The 15,709-nt window shown below is 70.0% G+C and carries 9 protein-coding genes; all 9 read left to right on the top strand.

What is annotated here, in order from left to right:
* On the top strand, positions 1–4,176 hold a 4,176-nt coding region (locus ACWC5C_RS31975; RefSeq protein ID WP_450881109.1), incomplete at its 5' end, for a type I polyketide synthase.
* Positions 4,177–4,202: 26 nt separating this feature from the next.
* Positions 4,203–4,979, top strand: a complete 777-nt coding sequence (locus tag ACWC5C_RS31970; protein ID WP_450881107.1) for an arylamine N-acetyltransferase family protein — start codon at positions 4,203–4,205, stop codon at positions 4,977–4,979.
* A gap of 24 nt (positions 4,980–5,003) precedes the next feature.
* Positions 5,004–6,602, top strand: coding sequence for a bifunctional 3-(3-hydroxy-phenyl)propionate/3-hydroxycinnamic acid hydroxylase MhpA (gene mhpA / locus ACWC5C_RS31965; protein WP_450881105.1), 1,599 nt, complete (start codon positions 5,004–5,006; stop codon positions 6,600–6,602).
* A 37-nt stretch (positions 6,603–6,639) separates the two neighbouring features.
* On the top strand, positions 6,640–7,590 hold the full coding sequence (locus tag ACWC5C_RS31960) for a class I SAM-dependent methyltransferase (RefSeq protein WP_450881103.1): 951 nt from the start codon (positions 6,640–6,642) through the stop codon (positions 7,588–7,590).
* A 20-nt stretch (positions 7,591–7,610) separates the two neighbouring features.
* Positions 7,611–8,576, top strand: coding sequence for a LysR substrate-binding domain-containing protein (locus ACWC5C_RS31955; protein WP_450881101.1), 966 nt, complete (start codon positions 7,611–7,613; stop codon positions 8,574–8,576).
* A gap of 132 nt (positions 8,577–8,708) precedes the next feature.
* Positions 8,709–11,711 (top strand): 3-phosphoshikimate 1-carboxyvinyltransferase, encoded by a 3,003-nt coding sequence (gene aroA, locus ACWC5C_RS31950; RefSeq protein ID WP_450881127.1) that lies wholly within the window; start codon positions 8,709–8,711, stop codon positions 11,709–11,711.
* A gap of 2 nt (positions 11,712–11,713) precedes the next feature.
* Positions 11,714–12,853, top strand: a complete 1,140-nt coding sequence (locus ACWC5C_RS31945; RefSeq protein WP_450881125.1) for an acyl-CoA dehydrogenase family protein — start codon at positions 11,714–11,716, stop codon at positions 12,851–12,853.
* Entirely contained in the window at positions 12,850–13,641 is a 792-nt protein-coding gene (locus ACWC5C_RS31940) for an SDR family oxidoreductase (protein WP_450881099.1), read from the top strand. Before ACWC5C_RS31945 ends, ACWC5C_RS31940 begins: the two co-directional genes overlap by 4 nt.
* The gene (locus ACWC5C_RS31935) at positions 13,638–15,695 is read left to right on the top strand and encodes an oxidoreductase (RefSeq protein ID WP_450881097.1); all 2,058 of its coding nucleotides are present in this window, start codon (positions 13,638–13,640) and stop codon (positions 15,693–15,695) included. The genes ACWC5C_RS31940 and ACWC5C_RS31935 overlap by 4 nt, the downstream gene beginning before the upstream one ends.
* Positions 15,696–15,709 lie beyond the last annotated feature (14 nt).

The raw sequence follows: 15,709 nt of genomic DNA, 5'->3' as shown, positions 1-15,709 counted from the left end.
GTGGATACGGCGTGTTCGTCGTCGTTGGTGGCGATGCATTCCGCCGTGCAGGCGCTGCGGTCGGGTGAGTGTTCGCTGGCGCTGGCCGGTGGTGTCGCGGTGATGGCGACGCCGGGCAGTTTCGTCGAGTTTTCGCGGCAGCGTGGTCTTGCTCCGGATGGTCGGTGCAAGTCGTTCGCGGCGGGTGCGGACGGTACGGCGTGGGCCGAGGGCGTCGGGCTGTTGCTGCTGGAGCGTTTGTCGGACGCGCGGGCGAATGGGCACCAGGTCCTGGCCGTGGTTCGCGGTGTCGCGGTGAATCAGGACGGTGCGTCGAACGGCATCACGGCGCCGAACGGACCGTCGCAGCAGCGAGTGATCCGCCAGGCCCTCGCCAGCGCGGGTGTGTCGGCCGCCGATGTGGACGTGGTGGAGGCGCATGGCACCGGTACGTCGCTGGGCGACCCGATCGAGGCTCAGGCGCTGCTGGCCACGTACGGGCAGGAGCGTGCGGCGGATCGTCCGTTGTGGTTGGGGTCGTTGAAGTCGAACATCGGGCATGCGCAAGCGGCTGCGGGCGTGGCCGGTGTGATCAAGATGGTGGAGTCGATGCGGCACGGTGTGCTGCCCAAGACCCTCCACGTCGATACGCCGTCGCCGAAGGTCGACTGGTCCGCCGGTGCGGTGGAGCTGCTGACTGAGGCGCGTGAATGGCCGGAGCTGGACCGGCCCCGACGTGCGGCGGTGTCCTCGTTCGGCATCAGCGGGACCAACGCGCATGTGATTCTCGAATCCGTCGAGGACGAGGCTGCTGAGCCTGCGGTGTCCGATGGTCCCGTGCCGTTGGTGGTGTCGGCGAAGACTGCGGACGCGCTGGGAGCACAGGCGGAACGGCTGGCGTCGTATCTGGACTCCGACCGCGAAGTGAGCCTTGCTGATCTGGGCTTTGCACTGGCCACGTCACGGGCACAGCTTGATCACCGTGCGGTGGTCGTGGCGGAGTCCGCCGACGAGGCGCGGGACGCGCTGTCCGCCATGCGCGGTGAGGAAGTGGTCGCTGGCCGACTGGGTGTGCTGTTCACGGGTCAGGGTTCGCAGCGGATCGGGATGGGGCGCGGGCTGTACGCGTCGTATCCGGTGTTCGCAGAGGCGTTCGACGAGGTCTGTGCGGCCGTGGATGGTCTGCTGGAGCGGTCGTTGAAGGAGGTGGTGTTCGGCGAGTCCGAGCTGTTGGATCAGACGGGGTTCGCCCAGCCTGCCTTGTTCGCCGTCGAGGTGGCGCTGTTCCGGTTGGTCGAGTCGTGGGGTGTGCGGCCGGACTTCGTTGCCGGGCATTCGATCGGTGAGGTCGCGGCGGCGTTCGTAGCGGGTGTGTGGTCGTTGGAGGATGCGGCCGCGCTGGTGGTGGCGCGGGGCCGGTTGATGCAGGCCCTGCCCGAAGGCGGTGTGATGGTGGCCGTCGAGGCCACCGAGGATGAGGTCGCCTCGCTGCTGACCGAGGGCGTGAGCATTGCGGCGATCAACGGATCGACCTCGCTGGTGGTGTCGGGTACGGAAGACGCCGTTCTCGCCCTGACGGGGCGCTTTGAGGGACGCCGGGTCAAGAAGCTGCGGGTATCGCACGCCTTCCACTCGCCGCTGATGGACGGGATGCTGGACGACTTCCGCCAGGTCGTGGCCGGTCTGAGCTACGCCACGCCGCGACTGCCGGTGGTGTCGAACCTGACGGGTGAGCTGGCCGAGCCCGAGCGGCTGTGTTCGCCGGAGTACTGGGTCGAGCACGTACGTGGCACGGTCCGGTTCGCCGACGGCGTGGAGACCCTGCGAGGGCAGGGCGTGGCCACGTTCCTGGAGCTGGGCCCGGACGGCGTCCTGACCGCGATGGCGGGCGAGGGCGGCGTACCCACCCTGCGCCGCGATGTGGCCGATGAGCGCCGGGCGCTGCTCACCGCCGTAGGACGGCTGCACACGCGCGGCATCACGGTCGACTGGACGCAGGTGTTCGCGGGCGCGGGCGCGGGCGCGAGCGCGGGCGCCCGCCGCGTCGATCTGCCGACGTACGCCTTCCAGCGCCAGCGCTACTGGCTCGAAGGCGAAGCCGACACGGAACCCCACACCACCGACTCCGACACCGAGTTCTGGGAGGTTGTCGAGCGCGGCGACACCCACGCCCTGGCGCAGACGCTCAACGTCGAGACGGCGGCGCTGGATGAGGTTCTGCCCGCCTTGTCCTCGTGGCGCAGCCGTCGACAGGAACAGTCGATGGTGGACGGGTGGCGCTATCGCATCGCGTGGCAGCCGATCGCCGCGCCCGCGGCAGCCACCAGCACAGGCACCTGGCTTCTGGTGGTGCCCGCCGGATACGACGACCCGCTGGTGAAGTCCGTCGACGGCGCGTTGGCCGAGAGCGGCGGCCAGGTGCTGCGCGTAACGGTGGACCAGGAGGAGCGTCAGGCACTGGCCGATCTCATCGGTGCGGAACTCGCCACCGTGGCGGGCGGCCTGTCGGGGGTGGTGTCCCTGCTGGCCCTGGACGATCGTCAGTATCACCCGCACCCCACCCTGTCGGCCGGACTCGCCGCGACCGTGACGCTCGTGCAGGCGCTCGGCGACCGGGACATCACGGCGCCGCTGTGGTGTGTGACGGCGGGTGCGGTGGCCGTCAGGGACGACGGCGAGCTGACGAGCCCGTATCGGCACATGATGTGGGGCCTGGGCACGGTGCTCTCCCTCGACCACCCACAGACGTGGGGCGGTCTCGTCGACCTGCCCGCCGAGCCCGATCAGCGGGCGCTGGAACACCTGGTCGCGATGGTGTCCGGGGCGGACGGCGCGGACGTCGCGGACCGCGTGGACGGCGAGGACCAGGTGGCGATCCGCCCGGAGGGCGTGTTCGCGCGCCGGTTGGAACGGGCCAAGGCCGGTGCGGACGTGGTGCCGTCGTCGCCATGGACGCCGCGCGGTACGGTCCTCATCACGGGCGGTACGGGCGGTATCGGTGCCCATGTCGCGCGCTGGGCCGCCGGTCGGGGCGCCGAACATCTGCTGCTGCTCAGCCGTCGCGGGCGGGACGCCGAGGGCGCGGCCGCACTTGAGGCGGAGCTGACCGCGCTCGGCGCACGCGTCACCATCGAGACCTGCGACGTGTCCGATCGCGCGGCGCTGGCCGGGCTGATCGCCGATGTGCCGGACGGCCACCCCGTGACCGCCGTGTTCCACGCGGCCGGGGTCGCGCAGGAACCGCGGCGGCTCGCCGACACCACCATCGAGCGGTTCGCCGGGGTGGGCCTGGCGAAGGTGGCCGGTGCGGCGCATCTGGACGAGTTGCTGGCCGACCATGAACTCGATGCCTTCGTGGTGTTCTCCTCCGGCGCCGCCGTGTGGGGCGCCGCCGGGCAGAGCGCCTATGCTTCCGCGAACGCGTTCGTGGAGGCGCTCGTCCGCCGCCGCCGGGCGGCTGGGCGCCCCGCCACCGCCGTGGCCTGGGGCGGCTGGGCCGGTGGGGGCATGGTCGACGCGTCCGTGGCGGGCGAGTTCACCGACGCCGGAGTGGGGCTCATGGCGCCCCGGCCCGCCGTATCGGCCCTGGCCCAGGCGATGGACGCGGACGAAGGCCACCTGGTGGTGGCGGACATCGACTGGACCCGGTTCGCGCCCTCCTATCTGGTCGCACGTGACCGGCCGCTGCTGCGTGGTCTGCCCGAGGTGGCCGCGCTCACGGCGGCGGAGCCTGCCGGATCGGAGGAACGCGAGCGGGACGCCTCGGAGTTGCTGTCCCGGCTGATGGGGCTGCCCGCGCCGGAACAACACCGGACGCTGGTCGAGGTGGTGTGCGCCGAGGCCGCGAGCGTGCTGGGACACGCGCAACGGGACCTGGTGCGTGATGGTGTCGCCCTGCTGGACATCGGGTTCGACTCGCTGACCGGGCTGGAGCTGCGCAACCGGCTGAACCAGCTGTCCGGGCTGGAGCTGCCACCCGGATTGATCTTCGATCAGCCCACCGCGGGCATGATCGCCGACACCATGCTGGAAGCGCTGCAGCCCGGTCTCGCCGTCACACCGGCGTCCGTGGCGGAGGAGCTGGACAAGCTGGAATCCGCCATGTCGAGGGCCGCGCAGGACGACGACATGATGCGCGAACTCGTGGTCACGCGGCTGCGCGAACTGCTGGTCAAGTGGGACGACGTGACCGCGTGACGATCCAAGGGAAAAGAGAAAACCGCATGTTCGAGGTCGACACCTATCTGCGCCGCATCGGCTTCACGGGGGAGCCCGAGCCCACCATCGAGACCTTACGGGCGCTGCACAAGGGACACCTCATGTCGGTGGCGTACGACAGCAGCCACTTCATCAACAGCTTCACCGGCTTCCGGAACGTGGTCGACTTCGACGTCGACCAGGCGTTCACCGACATCGTGGTGAACGGCAACGGGGGAGTGTGCCATGACCTCAACGGCCTCTTCCGCCGACTGCTCGCGGACTTGGGCTACGAGGTCGAGCTGCTGGCCGCATCGCAGCGGTGGCCGAACGGCCGGTTCGGCCCCGACCTGGAGCACACCTTCGGCTGTGTGCGGCTCGACGGTGACATCTGGCTGGTCGACGTGGGCTTCGCCGGGCCGTCGTACCTGGAGCCGCTGCGGGTGTCCGACGAGGTCAGCCACCAGTACGGATGCGACTACCGGCTGACCGGACAAGGCGCCTACCACGTCCTGGAACGCAAGGACCGGACCGGGGAGTGGCGGCCGGTCTACCGCTTCGAACTCCGGCCCCGCGAGGTCGCCGAGTGGGACAGCCCGGAGGCCACGGGCGTGGGCGAGGTCGTCAGCGACTCGCTGTTCGCGGGCACCGCGCTGCGCGGACGCGCACTGCCCAACGGCCAGCTGGTGCTGACCGGGAAGCGGCTGCTGCGGGTCGAGGACGGCCACGAGAAGATCCGCACCCTGATCGATCCGGCCGAGTACGACAGCGTCGTCAAGGACATCCTGGCCGGGAACGGCTGAGGGCCGGGCGAGATGGAGACGACGATGCGACCCGACTCCGACGTGGCCGTCATCGGCTACGGGCCGGTCGGCCAGGTGCTGTCGATCATGCTGGCCCAGCGCGGCTGGCGGGTGACGGTCATCGAGCGCTGGCCCGAGCCCTACCCCATGCCACGCGCCGTCGGCTTCGACGACGAGGCCGCCCGGATCCTCGCCACCACGGGGATCGGGCAGTTTCTGGACAAGGTGGGGGAGAACTCCCGGGACTACGGCTGGCGCAACGCGGCGGGCGAAACGCTGGTCTACATGGAGAGCGCGGCGGACGGCCACTGCGGCTGGCCCCAGGCCACGGCGATGTATCAGCCCGGGCTGGAGTCGACCCTCATCACCCGGGGCGAGGACTTCCCCAACCTCCAGCTGATCCGCGGCCATGAGGTGGTGGAGCTGGAGGACCACGGGGATCACGTCGGCATCGTCGCGGAGGACACCGACGCGAACGAGCGCACCCTCACCGCACGCTGGGTCATCGGATGCGACGGCGCGAACAGCTTCGTGCGCGAGTGCATGGACACCTCGCTGACCGACCTGGGGTTCTTCTACGACTGGCTGATCTGCGATGTGGTGCTGCACGAGCCACGCGCGTTCCAGCCGAACAACCTGCAGATCTGCGACCCGGCCCGGCCCCGGACCGCGGTGTCCGCCGGACCGGGACACCGCCGCTTCGAGTTCATGCGGCTGCCCGGCGAGAGCATCGACGAGCTGAAGAAGACCGAGACCCTCTGGCGCATGCTCGCGATGTTCGACATTGGCCCCGAGGACGCGACACTGGAACGCCACGCCGTCTACACCTTCCAGGCGCGGTGGGCCGGGCAGTGGCGCGCCGGACGGCTGCTGCTCGCCGGGGACTCCGCCCACCTCATGCCCCCGTTCGCCGGGCAGGGCATGTGCTCGGGATTCCGGGACGTGGCCAACCTGTCCTGGAAACTCGACCTCGTGCTGCGCGGGCTCGCGGACGAGCGGCTGCTGGACACCTACACCGCCGAACGGCGCGCGCACGTCCAGAACGCCATCACCACCTCGGTGAAACTGGGCAAGGTCATCTGTGTCACCGACCCCGTCGCGGCCGCCGACCGTGACGCGATCATGCTTGCCGGGCGGGAGCGCAGCGGTGTGACGGCCCTGCCCATGTCGACGCCGATCCCGCTGTCCGAGGGGCTGCTGCACCGCACGGCGGAGGGCACGCCGATCCGCCCGGCCGGTGCCCTGACCCCCCAGGCCCGGGTGGCGAGCGGGGACCGGACCGGCCCGTTCGACGAGGTGATCGGGCTCGGCTTCGTGCTGCTGGCATCGGTTGACCCGAGGCCCCATCTCGACACCGGACAGCGGGAGTTCCTCGAAAGCCTCGGCACCCGGATCGTCCATGTGCTGCCCCACGGCACCGCGCCGGAGGGCCTGGACGCCGACACCGTGGTCGATATCGAGGACCGCTATCTGCCCTATCTGGCCGGGGCCGGTGTGACGGCCCTTCTGATACGCCCGGATTTCAACGCCTTCGGCGCGGCGGAGCACGCCGATGAACTGGGCCCGCTGGTCGACGAACTCCGCCGCCAGCTCCGGGACCAGGCGCCCGCCCCCACCGAGTAAACACAGCAAGAAGTAAACACAGCAAGAGAGGAAGACCATGGGTACACGCGAGGATATGTACGGACTGTTCACGAGCGTCAACGAGATCAACCTGAACGGTGAACGGAACCGGGGGGACGCCAAGGACGGGAAGCTCAAGAACAACATCGCCACCAGCTACGACCTGCAGGCGCAGATGTCGAAGAAGGGAATCCTGTGGAACTGGGGATTTCATGACGACCAGATCGCCAAGGAGATGAACGCGAGGATCCCGGATTTCCTGAACTACGACACCGACGGGTTCTCCGAAGAGCTCTACTTCTTCGCGCTCAAGCAGGTACCCTTCGATCTGGACGACTTCGCGGACAAGTCCGTGCTGGAGGTCGGCTGTGGTCTGGGCGAAGGGCTGAACTTCCTCTCCCGCGTCACCAAAGCGGCCGGAATGGTCGGCCTCGACCTGTCGGAGCAAGCCGTCAAGCGGGCCAATGCCTCGCTCTCCAGGGACGGGCTGAGCTACGTCCAGGGCGACGCGGAGAACCTTCCCTTCGAGGACGGGGAGTTCGATGTCGTCCTCAACATCGAGAGCGCGCACAACTATCCCAACCTGGAAAAGTTCCTCGCCGAGGTCGCGCGGGTTCTCAAGCCGGGCGGCTACTTCTCGCACGTCGATCTGTTCACCACCCAACGGCATGCGCACATGCAGGAGTTGAAGGAGAAGGACCTCGGTCTGGAATGGATCCACGAGCGTGATATCTCGGAGGAGGTCAGGGCCGCGGTTCACCGGCGGCTGGCTCCCGACGGCTCCTTCTACAAGGCGCTGCGGGGGCAGCGGATGGGTGTGGTCCAGCGTCATATGGCCAAGCGTGTGGGGCCGGAGGCCGTCGGCGGTTCCTTCGCCGGTTACTACGACAGCCGCTCCACCAAGCTGCTGAAGAAGATGGGCCTCCTGCCGGCGCAGTTCATGCCGCCGGTCGACAGCTACCGGCACATCGTGGCCAAGAAGCGATGAGGACCCCGAATCTGGCCACGATGGACCTGAATCTGCTGGTGCCGCTGCAGGCGCTCCTCGTCGAGCGAAGCGTGACGAAGGCCGCGGAGCGGCTTTCCGTGGGCCAGCCGACGATGAGTACCGCGCTGGCCAAGCTGCGTCGCGTCTTCGATGACCCGCTGTTGCTCAGGGACGGCCGCGAATGGGCTCTCAGCCCCCTGGCGGAATCCCTGGAGAAGCAGCTCGAAGAAGTCCTGTCACAGATCGGGTATTTGCTGGGCGGCACGGCGAGTTTCGACCCCGCCTCCGCCCGGCGGACCTTCACCGTGGTCGCCGACGACTATTCGGCGGTCCTCTTGATGGGACCGCTGCTGGAAGAGGCGGCCGACCTGGCGCCGCAGGTGCGGATCAATCTGATCTGGCAGCAGGACGGGCACCTGGACATGCTGCGCACGAAGAAGTGCGACCTCGTACTGCGGCAGCAGGCAGCGGATTCCGACGGAACCTCCGCCTTTCCCGGCGCCGTGCTGCTCTGCGACGACTTCGTCGGAGTGGTCACCGATGACCATCCCGACGTCGGTGAGCGGCTGTCCGCCGAGCACATGGCGCGCCTGCCGTATGTGCGGGTGACCGGATCCGCCATGGATCAGGCCGAGACGGGTTTCCCGAAGAACGCGCTGGCGGGAAACCCGGTGGCCACGACGGAAACCTTGACCTCTGCCCTGCATATGCTGCCGGGCACCCGGATGTTCACCATCACACAGCGGCGGCTGTTCGAGAGGTTCGGCCGGGCGCTCGGGCTTCGCGCGGCCGAGATCGAGGCGCCGACGCCCACCGTGACCGAAGTAATGTACTGGCATCCACAGTCCGCGGCGGATCCCGCGCAGCAGTGGCTTCGCTCGACACTCCGGCGAATCGCTGCGGAAGTCTCCGCATTCGATGTGTTCCGGCCTCAGGTATCGATGACAGTGATGTCAGCCATGGGAAAGTCATCGTTTTCAAACTGACTCGCGGGGCGCTACCGTAATCTTCGGTACCTGATCGATGAATTCGAGGTAGGTAGCAGCTCTTTCTCCGCAGCTCTTTCTCTGCGGAAGCGATGCAAATCCTTTATGAACCAGTGGATTTGGAGACTGGAATTGCGGCTATTAGTGAAGCGGTTGTCCGATCGGGTTACGGGACAACTCGCCGTTCCTACCTCGAAATATCATGCGCACCGGGCCCTGATCCTGGCGTCCCTCGCCCCGGGGGTCAGCCGGATCGTGGGGCTGTCGGACGCCGGCCATGTGCGGCACACCCTCACCGCGCTGCGGAGCCTCGGTACGCGGATCGAGGTGGACGGCGACGCCTTCGTCGTGCACGGCGGTCCGTACCGCCCGCGGCAGTCCGAGGTCTCGGTGGGAAGTTCGGGAACGACGCTCTACTTCCTCGCCGGACTCGCCTGCCTGGCGGAGTCGCCGGTGACCGTCGTGGGGCAGAAGTACTTCCAGCGGCGTCCGATCGGCCCGCTGCTGCGTGCGCTGTCCGACCTCGGCGTCGACCTTGACTCGCCCACCGGCTGCCCGCCGATCTCCGTACGGCCGAGCCGTCCGAAGGGCGGTCACGCGCGGATCCAGGGCACACTCTCGCAGTGGATATCGGGGCTGCTGCTGGTGGCGCCGTTCGCGACGGGGCCGAGTGTGATCACGGTCGAGGGCGAGTTCAACGAGCGGTCCTATGTGGACCTGACGGTCCGGATGATGAAGCAGTTCGGCCTGTACGTGGAGGTGTCCGAGGACGGGCGGCGGTTCGAGATCGCCCCGGACCAGCAGCCCACCCCGGCCACGGTGGTCCTGCCCCCGGACGTCGGTTCGGCGGCGTTCGGGCTGGCCGCGGCGGCGCTGCACCCGGCCGACGTACTGTTCCGGGGCCTGCCCGCCGTACCCGCGCACGAGGTGGACCACCCCGAGGCGGACGTGCTGCAGATCCTCGCCGACATGGGCGTGCGGATGACGTCCGACCCCGAGACCGGCATGGTGCGGGTCCGCCACGAGGGCACGCGGCTGAACCCCGTACGGATCGACTGCCGGGCCGTACCCGACATGCTGCCCATGCTGTCCGTGCTCGGGTCGGTGGCCGATGGCACCACCGTGTTCGACAACATCGGCCACGTCCGGCTCAAGGAGTCCGACAGAGTCGCGGCGATGACGCAGCTCAACAAGATGGGCGCCCGGATCGAACAGCGCGGCGAGCAGCTGCTCTGCCACGGTGTGGAGCGGCTGACCGGGGCGGATCTCTCCTCGTACAACGACCACCGGGTGCTCATGTCGCTGGCCGTCGCGGGCTCGGCGGCCGCCGGTGAGACCCGGCTGACCTACCCGAACGCCTACCGCATCTCCTACCCGCGCTTCCTCGACGACATGAACCGCATCGGGCTGGACGTGTCGGTGGAGAAGGGCGAGAAGGCCGAGAAGGCCCGTACGCCTCGCCAAGCGGATGCCCGCCAGACGGACTCCGGTCCGGCCGGATTCACCGCGCCCGCCCGCGCCGCCACCGTCCCCATCGGGGACCACCTGCGCCGATGGGCCGACACCCGTCCCGATGACCCCGCCGTGTTCGACCCGGGCACCGACGGGCGGCGGGAGCTGGGCTGGACCTGGCGGGACCTCGACCAGCAGGTCGACCGGATCGCCACGCTCCTGCTCGACCTCGGCGTACAGCCCGGCGAGCCGGTCGCCTACCAGCTGCCGAACCAGGCCGAGTTCGTCGCCCTCGCCCTGGCCGTGGCCCGTATCGGCGCGGTCAGCTGCCCGCTGATGCCGATGCTGCGGCAGCGGGAGACGGCCTTCATGCTGCGCCGCTCCCGGGCCCGGGTGCTGGTGGTCCCGGCGAGCTTCCGTGGCCGCGACTACCCGGGCGAAGTGGCGGAGCTGCTCCGCATGGACGAACCTCCCGCCGTGGAACACGTCCTGGTGATCGGCGGAAAGTCGGTGCCACCGAAGACGCCGGAGACGGCCGGGACGAGCTGGTACGACTTCGCCGAGGCCGTACGCCGCGCCCCGGACCGCGACCGGCTCGACGCCCGGCGCCCGGAGCCCGCCGCCCCGGCCCAGCTGCTGTTCACCTCCGGCACCTCCGGCGAGCCCAAGGGCGTACTGCACCGGATGGACGCGCTGACCAGGGCAGCGGCCATGGAGATCCACCACCTCGGACTGACCGGCGAGGACCGGGTCTTCGTCCCGTCGCCACTGGCGCACCAGACCGGCTTCCTCTACGGCATGTGGCTCGCGGTCCTGCGGGGTGTGCCGCTGATCCTGCAGCCGGTGTGGGACGGCAAGGCCGCCCTCGGCCTGCTGCGCCGGTACGAGGGCACCTTCGTCCAGGCCGCGACGCCGTTCCTCGGCGACCTCGTGGAGGCGGTCGAGGAGAGCGGGGAGCCCCCGGCCGCGCTACGGATCTTCGTCGCCACCGGGGCGGCGGTGCCACGCGCGCTGGCCGAGCGGGCGACCGAGGTGCTGGGCACGTCGGTGTGCGGCGCCTGGGGGACGACCGAGACGTGCCTCGGCTCGCTGTCCGCGCCCAGCGACGAACCCACGAAGATGTGGGGCACGGACGGCCGGGCCCTGGAAGGCATCCGGCTGCGCGTCACGGACGACGAGGGTGCCGTGCTGCCCGCCGGGCAGGAAGGCAACTTCGAGATCTCCGGCCCGTGCATGTTCGAAGGCTACTTCGACCGTCCCGAGTGGACGGCCGAGGCGCTGACCGCCGACGGCTGGTTCCGCAGTGGCGATCTCGCCGTCATCGACGAGTCCGGCTACGTGCGCATCAGCGGGCGGGTGAAGGACGTCGTCAACCGTGGCGGCGAGAAGGTACCCGTGGGGGAGATCGAGCAGCTGCTGCACACCCACCCCGCGGTGCGCGATGTCGCGATCGTGGCGATGCCCGATCCGCGGCTCGGGGAGCGGGCCTGCGCCTTCGTGGTGGCCGACGGGGACTTCGGCTTCGCCGAGATGCGCCACTTCCTGGACGAGCGCCAGGTCGCCAAGCCGTACTGGCCCGAGCGGCTGGAGTTCATGGACCGGCTGCCCCGCAACCCTGCGGGCAAGGTGCAGAAGTTCCTTCTGCGCGAACACATTCAGAAGCTGATGAGGAGCGGGGCGTGAGCATGGACGAGAAGGACTTCCAGCAACTGGCGGCGGACATCGAGGACTTCGTCCGCGGGCCCGGCGAGCGGTACGCGGCGGAGATCGAAGCCACGCACCGGGTGCCCGACGCGCTCAAGCAGGACCTGCGGGACCGCGGGTACCTGCGGCTGGCAGCGCCCCAGGAGTACGGCGGCCTGGGCATCGAGTTCCCGAGGTTCCTGGAGCTGATGGAACTGTTCTCGATGTCGCACGCGTCGCTGCGCATGCTCGTGCACGTCCACAACGGGGTGTGGCGGGCGATCGACCAGTTCGCCACCGACGAGCAGCGCAAGCAGTTCGTGCTGCCCCAGGTGTCCACCGACATCTCCGTCGCGTTCACGCTCACAGAGCCCACCGCGGGCACCGGCGCGGACCTGCGGTGCAGCGTCGTGCAGGAGGGCGACACGTACTTCCTGTCCGGGGAGAAGCACCTCATCACCTTCGGCGTCGAATGCGACTACTGGCTGCTGTTCGCCCGGCTGGAGGGCACCACCGGCAAGGACGGGACCGTCGCGCTGATGGTGCCGCGCGACACGACCGGCGTCACCGTCGACCCCATGTCGAGGACCATGGGCGTACGGGGGACCGACCACGCGCATCTGCGCTTCGACCGGGCACCGGTGCCGGTCGCCAACCGCCTCGGCGAGGTCGGCCGGGGCCTGGAGGTGGCGCTGGGCGGCTTCCTCACGCCCAGCCGGATCTCGGTCGCCATGACGTGCGTCGGCCTCGCCCGGCGCGCCCAGGAGCTGGCCGTCGACCACGCGAAGGGGCGTACGACGTTCGGCAAGCCCCTGGCCGCGCGGCAGGCGATCTCCTTCTCCCTCGCCGAGAACGCCACCGACATCGAGGCCGCCCGCCAGCTCACCCTGCACGCGGCGCGGCAGTGGCAGGCCGGGGACGCGGCGTCCTCCCGGCTGTCCTCCATGGCCAAGCTGAACGCCGTCGACATGCTCACCCGGGTCACGGACAAGGCGCTCCAGGTGCACGGCGGCATCGGCTACTGGGAGTCCAGCCCGATCGAGCGCGTGTACCGCGACGCCCGGGCGCAGCGGTTCGAAGAGGGCACCAACGAGATCCAGAAGACCGTCATCGCACGCGACGTGCTGGGAGAGGTTCGATGAGCGACGCCAAGGTCACCCTGATCACCGGAGCCTCGCGGGGCATCGGCCGCGCCCTGGCGGTACGCCTCGGGCGCGACGGCGGCAGCGTCGTCGTCAACTACAAGAAGAACGCCGAGCTGGCCGAGGAGACCCGCAAGCTGGTCGAGCAGGCGGGCGGGCAGGCCATCACCGTGGCCGCCGATGTCGAGAACCCCGAGGACATCGACCGGCTCTTCGACGCCGTCGGCGAGGAGTACGGCCGCCTCGACCACTTCGTGTCCAACGCGGCGGCCAGCGCGTTCAAGTCGATCATGGACCTGAAGCTGCACCACATCGACCGCTCCTACGCGATGAACGTCCGCGCCTTCCTGCTCGGAGCGCAGCGCGCGGTGCCGCTCATGCCGCAGGGGGGCCGGATCGTCACACTGTCGAGCTACGGCAGCACCCACGCCTATCCGACGTACGCCGCGCTGGGGTCGGCCAAGGCGGCCACCGAGGCCCTGGTCAGGTACATGGCCGTCGAGTTCGCCGGGCGGGGCATCAACGTCAACGGTGTCAGCGGCGGGCTCATCCAGTCCGACTCGCTCGACTACTTCTACGGCGTGCCCGGCATGGCCCCGATCTCCAGCGTGCTGTCGAAGATCCCCCAGGGGCGTCCCGGCACCTTGGAGGAGATGGCGGAGACGGTGGCGTTCCTGCTGTCCCCGGGGGCGGGGTACATCACCGGACAGACCCTCGTCGTCGACGGCGGCCTGTCCGTGGTGGCGCCACCGTTCACCGAAGACCTGACGGCGCCGCTCGCGCCGTGACGACCGAGCGATTGGGCCATGTCTTCCGGCCGTTCCGGATCGGCACGCTCACGTTGCCCCACCGCATCGTCATGGGCCCCATGCACCTGGGTCTTGAGGCCCGTGACGACGGCGGCGCCGCGCTGAGCGCGTTCTACACCGAGCGGGTGCGGGGCGGCGCCGGGCTGATCGTCACCGGCGGCGCCGCGGTCAGCCGGGTGGGCGCGGGCGGGGCCGGTTACGGCGTGCTGAGCGACCCCGCCTTCCGCACCCGGCTGGGCAGGGTCGCCGACGCCGTACACGAAGCGGGCGGACTGATCGCCCTGCAGCTGTTCCACGCGGGCCGGTATGCGAGCCCGGGCGCCTTCGGGCTGCACCCGGTGGCGCCGTCGGCGGTGTACAGCCGGGTCTCCCGGTGTACGCCGCGGGCGCTGAGCGAGGCCGAGATCGAGGCCACGCTCACCGACTTCGCGGAGGCTGCCGGGCACGCCCGCCGCCTGGGGTTCGACGGCGTCGAGGTGATGGGCTCTGAGGGGTATCTGGTCGACCAGTTCCTCTCGCCGCTGACCAACCACCGCGACGACGGCTGGGGCGGCGACGCCGAGCGGCGCACCCGGTTCGGCGCGGAGCTGACGGGCCGGGTCCGCGCCGCCGTGGGGCCGGACTTCCCGGTAATCGTGCGGCTCACCGGGGCCGACCTGCTCGACGGCGGCAGCGGCCCTGACGACGTCGCCCGGTTCGCGCGGAAGCTGGTCGCCGCGGGTGCCGACGCGCTCAACGTCGGCGTGGGCTGGCACGAATCGCCGGTGCCGACCGTGCAGGCTGTGGTGCCGCCCGGGGTGTGGACACCGGTGGCCGAGGCCCTTGCCCGCGCCGTGGCTCCTGTTCCCGTCATCACCGGCAACCGGGTCAACCGCCTTGAGCAGGCCGAGGCGATCCTGGCCACCGGGCAGGTGCAGTTGGTGTCGATGTCCCGGCCGTTCCTGGCCGACCCGGAGCTGGTGGCCAGGGCCCGGGACAACCGGTCGAGTGGCATCTGCATCGGCTGCAACCAGGCGTGCATCGACCGTTCCCTGTCCGACGCCGAGGTGAGTTGCCTGGTCAACCCGCGGGCCGCGCGGGAGCTGGAGTTCCCGCGCCTCCGCCCGCCACATCTGCCGCGTCCGCCGCGTGCCCCGAGGCGGCTGGCGGTGGTCGGCGGCGGACCGGCCGGTCTCCAAGCCGCGCGCACCCTCGCCGAGTCGGGGTGCCGGGTCGATCTATACGAGGCGGAAGCCGAGCTGGGCGGCCAGTTCCGGTTCGCCTGTCGGGTCCCCGGCAAGACCGACTACGCGGCCGCCATCGACCACCTCGGCGAGGAACTGCGCCACCTCGGTGTCACCGTGCGCCTGGGACGCCGTATCGCGGTTGCGGATCTGGACCTCCTGCGGTCGTACGACGGGGTGCTCATCGCCACCGGGGTCCGTCCGCGCGAAGTGTCGATTCCCGGGGCCGAACTGCCCCATGTCCTGTCCTACCCGCAGGCGTTCGCCCCCGGCGCGCTCGGCGAACGAGTGGTCATCATTGGTGGCGGAGGGGTCGCCGTCGACCTCGCCCATTTCGCCGCACACGCCGATGCCGGTTCCGGAGACCCGGCCGATCCGGCGGAGCGGTTCCGCCGCGACTACGGGCTCGTACCGGACACGGCGGAAGCGCCCACGCCGGAGCGGCACATCACGATCCTGCACCGTGGTGAACGTCTCGGCACCGCGCTGGGCCGCTCCAGCCGGTGGGTGGCGCTCGACGCGCTGCGCCGCCAAGGGGTGCGCACGGTGTTCGGAGCGCGACTCTCGCGGATCACCGTCGAGGGCGTGCACACGGTCGGCCCGGACGGGGAAGAAGCCGTCGTCGCGGCGGACACCGTCGTCATCGCGGTGGGGCAGGAACGCGAATCGGCCCTCGGCACGCTCGTCCGCGAGGCCGGGATCGACCACCGCGAGATCGGCGGTGCCCGCCTCACGAAGGGTCTGGACGCCGTGCTGGCCACCTCGGACGCCCTGTCCGTCGCCTCCGAGTACGCCATGAGCCCGCCGTGACGCGGTGGGTCCGG

It is taken from the genome of Streptomyces sp. NPDC001700, assembly GCF_053596435.1.
Note: the sequence above shows the minus strand (reverse complement) of the source record. Positions and strands in the feature narration are given on the sequence as shown.

What these genes read in the sequence shown, in the direction of transcription:
- mhpA (WP_450881105.1), top strand. Translation starts at nt 5,004, where the DNA reads ATGCGACCCGACTCCGACGTGGCCGTCATCGGCTACGGGCCGGTCGGC.
- ACWC5C_RS31970 (WP_450881107.1), top strand. Translation starts at nt 4,203, where the DNA reads ATGTTCGAGGTCGACACCTATCTGCGCCGCATCGGCTTCACGGGGGAG.
- ACWC5C_RS31945 (WP_450881125.1), top strand. Translation starts at nt 11,714, where the DNA reads ATGGACGAGAAGGACTTCCAGCAACTGGCGGCGGACATCGAGGACTTC.
- ACWC5C_RS31940 (WP_450881099.1), top strand. Translation starts at nt 12,850, where the DNA reads ATGAGCGACGCCAAGGTCACCCTGATCACCGGAGCCTCGCGGGGCATC.
- ACWC5C_RS31960 (WP_450881103.1), top strand. Translation starts at nt 6,640, where the DNA reads ATGGGTACACGCGAGGATATGTACGGACTGTTCACGAGCGTCAACGAG.
- ACWC5C_RS31955 (WP_450881101.1), top strand. Translation starts at nt 7,611, where the DNA reads ATGGACCTGAATCTGCTGGTGCCGCTGCAGGCGCTCCTCGTCGAGCGA.